The organism is Rhizobium sp. T1470 (assembly GCF_042140505.1).
Taxonomy (GTDB): Bacteria; Pseudomonadota; Alphaproteobacteria; order Rhizobiales; family Rhizobiaceae; genus Rhizobium; species Rhizobium favelukesii.
In genome coordinates this window covers 3,955,482-3,962,500 of record NZ_CP148091.1, presented here as the reverse complement: position 1 = coordinate 3,962,500, position 7,019 = coordinate 3,955,482, and the positions used below count along the sequence as shown (strand labels likewise).

General features: G+C 56.4%; 3 protein-coding genes, 1 tRNA gene, 2 rRNA genes and 1 pseudogene (1 of these 7 only partly in view). 5 read left to right on the top strand and 2 right to left on the bottom strand.

Annotated features, from left to right (window positions below):
- The 3 genes from WGT02_RS19855 to WGT02_RS19845 form a co-directional block, all read left to right on the top strand.
- Positions 1-2,782, top strand: a 23S ribosomal RNA gene (locus tag WGT02_RS19855); it begins 120 nt to the left of the window's first position.
- 182 nt (positions 2,783-2,964) lie between these two features.
- A 5S ribosomal RNA gene (gene rrf / locus WGT02_RS19850) occupies positions 2,965-3,079 on the top strand.
- A gap of 135 nt (positions 3,080-3,214) precedes the next feature.
- Positions 3,215-3,291 (top strand) — tRNA-Met (locus tag WGT02_RS19845).
- 52 nt (positions 3,292-3,343) lie between these two features.
- On the opposite strand, the gene WGT02_RS19840 is transcribed toward WGT02_RS19845, so the two are convergent.
- Both WGT02_RS19840 and WGT02_RS19835 read right to left on the bottom strand, forming a co-directional pair.
- A complete protein-coding gene (locus tag WGT02_RS19840; protein WP_208249612.1) occupies positions 3,344-4,726 on the bottom strand; it encodes a Fic family protein in 1,383 nt (460 codons plus the stop codon).
- A 109-nt stretch (positions 4,727-4,835) separates the two neighbouring features.
- A pseudogene (locus tag WGT02_RS19835) lies at positions 4,836-5,120 on the bottom strand (IS21 family transposase); the annotation flags it as partial.
- 480 nt (positions 5,121-5,600) lie between these two features.
- On the opposite strand from WGT02_RS19835, the gene WGT02_RS19830 reads away from it, so the two are divergent.
- Complete coding sequence (locus WGT02_RS19830; protein WP_225039748.1) at positions 5,601-5,795, top strand: potassium channel family protein; 195 nt, start codon at positions 5,601-5,603, stop codon at positions 5,793-5,795.
- 120 nt (positions 5,796-5,915) lie between these two features.
- Positions 5,916-7,001, top strand: a complete 1,086-nt coding sequence (locus WGT02_RS19825) for an AI-2E family transporter (protein WP_037070081.1) — start codon at positions 5,916-5,918, stop codon at positions 6,999-7,001.
- The last annotated feature ends 18 nt before the right edge of the window (positions 7,002-7,019 follow it).

The following is a 7,019-nucleotide window of genomic DNA, read 5'->3' as shown; positions in this document are numbered from 1 at the left end:
GGGGCAACCCACCTTAAATGCTTAGAAAATCATTCTGGTTGTTGGATTTATGATCCAACGTTACGGCGAACGGTCGCCGACGGACTAACGTCCTGTATGGGAAGTTCCTGTACAGCGCGGTAGCGCGTCGCGGTTGTCCGGCGTTAGAACCCGAGTGGTTTCTAAGCATTGTGATAAGGTATCTGCACCTGAATAAAATAGGGTGTAAGAAGCGAACGCAGGGAACTGAAACATCTAAGTACCTGCAGGAAAGGACATCAACCGAGACTCCGCAAGTAGTGGCGAGCGAACGCGGACCAGGCCAGTGGCAATCAAAGTTAAAGCGGAATGATCTGGAAAGTTTGGCCGTAGCGGGTGACAGCCCCGTACGCGTAGATGCTTTGATTGTCCTAGAGTAGGGCGGGACACGAGAAATCCTGTCTGAACATGGGGAGACCACTCTCCAAGCCTAAGTACTCGTGCATGACCGATAGCGAACAAGTACCGTGAGGGAAAGGTGAAAAGCACCCCGACAAGGGGAGTGAAATAGAACCTGAAACCGGATGCCTACAAACAGTCGGAGCCCGCAAGGGTGACGGCGTACCTTTTGTATAATGGGTCAACGACTTAGTGTAACAAGCAAGCTTAAGCCGGTAGGTGTAGGCGAAGCGAAAGCGAGTCTGAATAGGGCGATTTAGTTTGTTGCATTAGACCCGAAACCGAGTGATCTAGCCATGAGCAGGTTGAAGGTTGGGTAACACCAACTGGAGGACCGAACCCGCATCTGTTGCAATAGATTGGGATGACTTGTGGCTAGGGGTGAAAGGCCAATCAAACTCGGAAATAGCTGGTTCTCCGCGAAATCTATTTAGGTAGAGCGTCGACCGAATACCCCCGGGGGTAGAGCACTGGATGGGCTATGGGGACTCACCGTCTTACTGATCCTAACCAAACTCCGAATACCGGGGAGTACTAGTCGGCAGACACACGGCGGGTGCTAACGTCCGTCGTGAAAAGGGCAACAACCCTAACCTCCAGCTAAGGTCCCCAAGTCATGGCTAAGTGGGAAAGGATGTGAGGATCCCAAAACAACCAGGATGTTGGCTTAGAAGCAGCCATCATTTAAAGAAAGCGTAACAGCTCACTGGTCTAAATAAGGGTCTTTGCGCCGAAAATGTAACGGGGCTGAAGCCATGCACCGAAGCTGAGGATGTGTAGCAATACACGTGGTAGCGGAGCGTTCCGTAAGCCTGTGAAGGGATACCTGTGAGGGGTCCTGGAGGTATCGGAAGTGCGAATGTTGACATGAGTAACGATAAAGAGGGTGAGAGACCCTCTCGCCGAAAGACCAAGGGTTCCTGCTTAAAGTTAATCTGAGCAGGGTTAGCCGGCCCCTAAGGCGAGGCAGAAATGCGTAGTCGATGGGAACCACGTTAATATTCGTGGGCCTGGTGGTAGTGACGGATTGCTCAACTTGTTCAGACTTATTGGATTGTCTGGGCAGGGACGCGGTTCCAGGAAATAGCTCCACCGTATAGACCGTACCCGAAACCGACACAGGTGGTCAGGTAGAGTATACCAAGGCGCTTGAGAGAACTATGTTGAAGGAACTCGGCAAATTGCACGCGTAACTTCGGAAGAAGCGTGACCCCATGATACGCAAGTATGGTGGGGTGGCACAGACCAGGGGGTAGCGACTGTTTATCAAAAACACAGGGCTCTGCGAAGTCGCAAGACGACGTATAGGGTCTGACGCCTGCCCGGTGCTGGAAGGTTAAGAGGAGAGGTGCAAGCTTTGAATCGAAGCCCCAGTAAACGGCGGCCGTAACTATAACGGTCCTAAGGTAGCGAAATTCCTTGTCGGGTAAGTTCCGACCTGCACGAATGGCGTAACGACTTCCCCGCTGTCTCCAACATAGACTCAGTGAAATTGAATTCCCCGTGAAGATGCGGGGTTCCTGCGGTCAGACGGAAAGACCCCGTGCACCTTTACTATAGCTTTACACTGGCATTCGTGTCGGCATGTGTAGGATAGGTGGTAGGCTTTGAAGCGGGGACGCCAGTTTCCGTGGAGCCATCCTTGAAATACCACCCTTATCGTCATGGATGTCTAACCGCGGTCCGTTATCCGGATCCGGGACAGTGTATGGTGGGTAGTTTGACTGGGGCGGTCGCCTCCGAAAGAGTAACGGAGGCGCGCGATGGTGGGCTCAGACCGGTCGGAAATCGGTCGTCGAGTGCAATGGCATAAGCCCGCCTGACTGCGAGACTGACAAGTCGAGCAGAGACGAAAGTCGGTCATAGTGATCCGGTGGTCCCGCGTGGAAGGGCCATCGCTCAACGGATAAAAGGTACGCCGGGGATAACAGGCTGATGACCCCCAAGAGTCCATATCGACGGGGTTGTTTGGCACCTCGATGTCGGCTCATCGCATCCTGGGGCTGGAGCAGGTCCCAAGGGTTTGGCTGTTCGCCAATTAAAGCGGTACGTGAGCTGGGTTCAGAACGTCGTGAGACAGTTCGGTCCCTATCTGCCGTGGGTGTAGGAATATTGACAGGATCTGTCCCTAGTACGAGAGGACCGGGATGGACATATCTCTGGTGGACCTGTTGTCCTGCCAAGGGCATAGCAGGGTAGCTACATATGGAATGGATAACCGCTGAAGGCATCTAAGCGGGAAACCAACCTGAAAACGAGTATTCCCTATCAGAGCCGTGGAAGACGACCACGTTGATAGGCCGGGTGTGGAAGCGCAGCAATGTGTGAAGCTTACCGGTACTAATAGCTCGATTGGCTTGATCGTTCTCATTGACCATGCTCATCACAGGGCGAATGCAAAGCATTCGTCCCGACCCCGGCAAGCGCAAGGCGCTTGTCCGCTCAAGGTGATGTTAAGACGTGTTCACCCGGCGAACATCAAATGTTCGCCCGGAAAAAAGAGGTCGCAAGACCTCTGCCAGCTTCTCAATTGTTGCGCTTCGCTGACCTGGTGGTCATGGCGGGGCGGCTGCACCCGTTCCCATTCCGAACACGGCCGTGAAACGCCCCAGCGCCTATGGTACTTCGTCTTAAGACGCGGGAGAGTCGGTCGCTGCCAGGTCTGCTAAACGCAACATACAATCTTCTCATCACAACAAACGGCCCAAGCCGAAAACAAAGGGCCGCCCAAAGCGGTCCTTTCCGCTTTGAACACCATAACGCAGAGCGTATACTTCCGGGGACAACGTCCCCTTGGCGCGGGGTGGAGCAGCCCGGTAGCTCGTCAGGCTCATAACCTGAAGGCCGCAGGTTCAAATCCTGCCCCCGCAACCAAATCTTCCCAACCAACCAAAATAACCAGACCCAGGTATCCCGCGGCTGTCGATCACCTCGCCTCCCACACTTTGCGCCAGGCTGCGAACTCCGAAGGCCGGATCTGATAGCGCGCGAAATTGCCTTCATGCAGTCCCGTCAACTCGGCTTCGGTAATCTCGACGAAGCGCTCACGGTCAACGGGATCGAGCCTTTCGGCCGCCCAAGCTGCGATGCGCGCGGCGGCCTGCTTGCGTCTGGTGCGCCCACGGATGAGGTCAGCGACGAGTTCGCGCAGTTCGGCGCGATAGCGAAGTCTGAACGGATCGGGCTCGCCCAGCGACTGGCGAATAGCGACGTAACGCGCCGCCGAGCGCTCATAGGCCCATAGAAAAAGGTCTTTGAGGAGATCAATCTGATTCAACTCGTAAACCCCGAGCACTGCCTCTGTATACACCCGTCGCGGCACATCGGCGAAGGAGAGCGGCGAAAGGTTATTCTCGATGAGTGGGATGTTCGCGGCAAGGCGGGACACGCGCTTATTTACATCATCGAAGGGCTGAAGATAGGGCAATTGCACCATGATGAAGAAGGCTTGCTCGAACGGGTCGACGATGGCGTCGGCCGTGGCCAAGATCTGATCGAAGTATTCCTCGATGAGCTGCGGCACTTCCAGAGGATGGAAAGCGGACCGCTCGATCCCGACCGCGATGTAGCGCAACCTTCCAGCGGCTGACGGATCGACAAGCAGGTTATTGGCCAGCAGACCGTGTAGATTGAGGATCGTGTAGCGGTTGAAGCCGATGTCATCGGCTGCACTGACCAGGAACTCAATTGCGTCCTTGTGGTTGAGGATCATCTGCGCTTCGAGATGCGCTCGGCCCACGGCTTCTTCACCGAACTCAATGAGGCGCTTGGTGTCGAGTAGCGAATAGGTATTGCCCTCAAGCCGGCTGGAATTCCAGGCGAGATCGATGAGGAGCCTGCTCAGGATGTGCTTGACGTAGGTTCCCGCCGGCTGCTCTGCGATCTGCGGCCGCCCAACCGACGTCAGATGAAGGCGCTCGGACGCGGTCAAATAGAAGGTGATGTTCGGGCGGTAGCTGTTGAGAAAGTCGCGATTGTAACCGACTGGTCTGCGGGCTTGGGGCGATTGTCGGACATAGTCGCGCATCGATTTTGCGGCATCGGAAAGCGCACTGTCGAGAACCCGATCCTCGCCAGATGATGAAGGGGGCGAAGCGACGTCAGGCAGACGGTATTTTGCCCAACGGCCGTCGCCCTCCATAATCAGGCGATTGTCGGATACCAGTCGCTTCAGGCGATATTGTAGCGTGCGTTGAGGGATAGGCGCTTGTAGGGCGCGGAGAATCTCTGATGCTGGGATGGCGCCTGTATGTTGCCTTACGATCTCCTCGATCGCAGCCAATGCATCGTCCGGGATTTGGTTCGCCACGATTCGTTGTTTTTCCTGCGCCTAGTGGGATATGCGCAAGAATGCCGATGTACGCGCAAATATCAAGTCTATGCGCAATAATTGTTGCGACCGTGTGGCACGGAGTACGCTTGTCGACCTCGACATGATAATCGGGATGGACCTTGGCGATCTTCCATTCAGCATATTCAAAGGTGTTGCAGGCAGCTTGAGCTGGTTGCGTTCAACCTCATCGAACCATGCACGCTGTGATTTCCCATACCGGCGCATCGTTCGGTTGTTGAGGTCCTCGATCAAAGCGCTCATCCGGAAGAAACGGTCGTTTTGAAGTTTGGCCAGGACCCATCTCTCGATTAAAACCGCCTTCGGTCGATGCTTTATCCCGAGGACGTTCGGGCCGTGCTGGAACCACTGTTGCAAGGCCGCCAGCTGCAGGTTCCCGCATGCCGCGGTGGCTCCCAGCGGTGGCCAGCGGCAATCATCTTGTCGGCGGTTGCGTTCTGAGGCAAAATGATCCATCGGAGTTGTGGCCTCCCCTCGGGACTAGGGTGATTTTCCAGTGCGACTGGAGTTGGCGAGGCGGGCTTCATACGATGCAGCGTTGGTGCGGGGTACGGCCAGAGTGGAAACGCCGGGGGCTGTGTTGGTGCTGGGGGACGCGCGAGGATGTTACTTCAGATTGTCACGGGCACTGGCGTGCTGCTTGCCACGATCTTTATTCACGGCATGGCGGTTATGCTGCTGTTCCGGATAGGACGAGGTCCCCTTACCGGCACGCGGAAACTGTCCGGCTACGCCCGATTGGGCATCAGTTACTTTTTTGTCACCGGCTTTGTAATCGCTCACATGATCGAGATCATGTTGTGGGCCACGGTGTATCGGCTAGGAGGACGCCATGTATTTCTCGGCGATTACCTTCGCCACGATCGGCTATGGCGACATCACGCTATCCAACGAATGGCAGCTCGCCAGTGCCATCGAAGGTGTAAACGGAATTCTGCTGTTCGGCTGGACTACGGCATTTCTTTTCAAGGTCTCGGAACTGTGGTCCTCCCGGCGGGATGCGGATCAAAACATCGCACAACCGTGAAACAAGGACTTGCGGTGCGAGACGGGCCCCCGGTGCACGGGACCGACGTACGCAACCATCAGCGCTGTCCCTTGCAGAACGGGGCTTCGCCGACTTCTGATCAAACCAGGAGGTGCTGTTATGCAGGAATTGCGTGTTGAAGGCGGGCGACACCAGCAGCTCATAGAGGCAGCTCTCGCCTTGCTGCTTGTGTCCATGCTGACCGTCGCGAGCTTCTGGGTATTGTTAGCCTTTGTCGGTGTCCTCACCTATGCGGTGATCCTTGCCACCGCCACTGCCGGGCTGTTTGATCGAATAGTCGAGCTGCTGAACGGAAGGCGTCGCCTGGCCGCCGTGTTGTTCGGCGTGGCCGCCGTGACGATCATCATCGTGCCGTTGATCTATCTCTGTTCCGCTGTTGCTGACTATCTGAGTGTCGCCGAGGCGTGGCTAAGCACGGCGGGCACTCGCGGAATCCCCAACCTTCCCGAGTGGATTGCGGGACTTCCGCTGGTCGGAAACAAGGTATCGGCGGCATGGCAGGAACTGCAGCGCGAGGGCCTGGTGTTGATGCAGCGCTACCAAACCCAGCTTGCTGCCGCAGGGCGCTGGCTCATCAATCTGGGTGCGGGTCTTCTGGTGGCCGTCCTTGAAATCTTCGTGGGCGTCATCATAGCCGCGGTACTTCATGCGTCGCGCACCTGGGTGCTGCGGTTTGTCTCCGCCATCATGTTGCGCATAGTTGGACCGAAGGGGCCAGAACTGCTGAATGCCGCGGGAAGGGCCATAAGCGGCGTTGCGATCGGCGTCATTGGAACGGCTCTGCTCGAGGGAGTGCTGGCCTGGATCGGCTTCGCAATCGCCGGCGTTCCAGGAGCCATCGCCTTGGCCGCAGCGACGTTTTTTCTGGCCGTTATCCAGATTGGACCGCTTCTGGTCTGGCTGCCGGTAGCGATCTGGCTGGGTTCCGAGGGGCAGACCGGCTGGGCCATCTTCACCGCTGCATGGGGGATCATTCTACTCATGGGAGCAGACAATATCGTGAAGCCCATGCTGATTGCGCGCAGCGGGCAGTTACCGATGCTCGTGCTTTTCATGGGAGTGATCGGGGGTCTGGCAGCCTGGGGCTTTACCGGCATGTTCATCGGCGCGACGACGCTGGCCGTGCTCTGGACCGTGTTGCAGACTTGGCTCGGCACCAAGGAGGAGCAGGCAGCGGTCACCTGAGTGTGTGCTTCAGCTTGA